1 protein-coding gene and 2 pseudogenes are annotated in these 2,061 nt (G+C 72.4%); all 3 read right to left on the bottom strand.

All coding sequences use genetic code 11. The features are described from left to right. Positions 1-357: pseudogene (locus TY25_RS04400) on the bottom strand (hypothetical protein); the annotation flags it as partial. A gap of 7 nt (positions 358-364) precedes the next feature. After that, positions 365-1,855, bottom strand: coding sequence for an SCO6880 family protein (locus TY25_RS04395; RefSeq protein WP_041564502.1), 1,491 nt, complete (start codon positions 1,853-1,855; stop codon positions 365-367). A gap of 2 nt (positions 1,856-1,857) precedes the next feature. Next, positions 1,858-2,061, bottom strand: a pseudogene (locus TY25_RS43170) (hypothetical protein); the annotation flags it as partial.

Below are 2,061 nucleotides of genomic sequence, written 5' to 3'. Positions count from 1 at the left end.
ACTACGCTCGCCCCGGCCGTTCTCGGCCCGAGACCGCTCCGGCCGGGCACCGTCGGCCCGAGCTTCGGCCGCCCGGGCGTCGGCCCGGGCCCGTCGCTCGGCCGCCTCCCGCGCGCGCTCCCGCTCGGACATCTCGTCGAGCCCGGTCCGGTCGTCGCTCACGCGCGCCGCGCCCCGGCCGAATCGCCGTGTCCGCTCCGGCATCTCCTCGATCCCGGAGCGTTCCCGCACGCGGGCGCCGTCGCGCCGGGCCGGGCGTTCGCCCCACTCCTCGTACTCGATGTCGTCGCGCCGCCTGCCGCGCCGCGGCGCGGGCTCGTCCCGTTCCCGTACGGGTGGCTCGTAGTCCCGTGCCATGAATAACTCACCCCGCCAGTGCCTTCGGAATAGTCGCGTGTTCCGGCAGGATCACCCCGCAACCGAGCGAGGCCGCGAAGGCCGCCGCCTGGTAGCGGTAACACCGCCGAATCTTCAAGCGCGCCTGCGTCGACAGGTCGCGCGTGATGGCTTCGATCCGCGGCAGGTCGCCGCGCAGGGGCTCGGTGATGGTCACCAGCGCCCCGAAGCGGGTCACACCGTGACCCCGGGCTTGTTCCTCGCGGGCCTGCTGGGTGGCGCCCACCCGCAGGGTCGCCGCCGCGGACACGACGCCGCGCTCGCTCTGCTGGGCCACCAGCGCGTTCTTGAAGTCGTCGTCGACGATCTCGGCGGCGTCGGCGGCCGAGTGCGGGCGATAGACGATCGCGATGCGCTTGCGCGGCACCTCGGGATTCGGGGCGAGCAGCCGTTGCAGCACCCGCTCGTCCACCGCGCCCTCCGGGGCGGCGTCCATCTCCCAGGTCACCGAGCGGCCGCCGTCGTGCACCAGGTGGTCCCACTTCTCGTCGTGCGACACCGGACCCGCGTCGGCCCAATCCAGGCCGTGGCCGTGCGGCTCGCTGGCGGCGACCTCGAGGTCGGCCTGCGAGGCCGGGTCGTAGCTGCGCCGGATGAACGAGATCACCTCGTCCGCCGACATCGGCTGTGCGCGCACCCCGGCTTCGGCCAGCGCCGCGCAGATACCGGGCAGGCGGCGGCCGATCTCGACGGCCTCCTCGGCGGGGTTCTTGCGGCGTTCGGCGGTGGTGGCCTTGAAGGTGATCGCCACGCGCGGCAGCAGCTGCACCCGCTCCTGCGGCAGCTCGGTCGCCAGCTCGTACATCACCTGCTGGGCCAGCTCCGGCGCCTCCGGCCGGGTGATCGTGGAAACCTCGGTGAGCAAACGGTTTCCGGTCTCCGGCACGGTATCGATGACCGGCACGACCGCGACGATGTCGCTGGTCTGGCCGACCGAGGCGAGGAAGGTGCCCCAGGCCGAGACCCAGCGATCGATCACCGGCTGGTCGACCGCCTCGTGTCCCTGCGGCCAGGCCCGCAGCACCACCGTGTACTGCGCGAACTGCGGCAGGTGGATCATGCCGAAGCTGTACCCGCCCGCGTCGATGCCCTCGTAGAGCTTCGACGGCGCGAGCAGGCCCGGCAGCCGGGTGACACCGCCGGGGATGCGGGAGAACCGGCCGCCGCGGTACACGTGCTCGCCACGCTTACGCGAGCGCATCCAGTTGAACATCATCAATCCCGTCTCGTAGCCCGAGCGGCCCCCCGTCCGCCACACCAGTGGAAGCATGATCACGACGCCGGAGCCACCGACGATCAGACCCCATTTGAAACCGCCGACCATCGCGGTGATCAACGCCGTGATGACCACCGCGAAGCCGAGCACGGTCTCCTCCCAGCGCAGGCCGAAAAGGCCTGCGCTGCGGGGCTTCTGCCACAGCCCGTAGGAGCGACGCTCGTAGGTGTCGTTCGTCGTCATCGTCATCGCGGAATGGTGCTCCTCCCGAGGTCGGGCGAGCGATTCGCCCAACGGTCACCGGTCATGTCGCCCATCGCCTGATCGGCTCGGTTCAGGCTGCTGGTCGCGGCGCGTGCCGCGCCGATCCGGCCCGCCGCCCGCGCCGCACCGGACGGTACTCCCGCCGAGCCCTGCGGCCCGGAGGCGCGCGGTGCGCCGCCGCCACC

Source organism: Nocardia brasiliensis NBRC 14402, assembly GCF_000308475.2.
In the GTDB taxonomy this organism is placed as follows: Bacteria; Actinomycetota; Actinomycetes; order Mycobacteriales; family Mycobacteriaceae; genus Nocardia; species Nocardia brasiliensis.
This window is presented reverse-complemented; position numbering and strand designations above follow the sequence as displayed.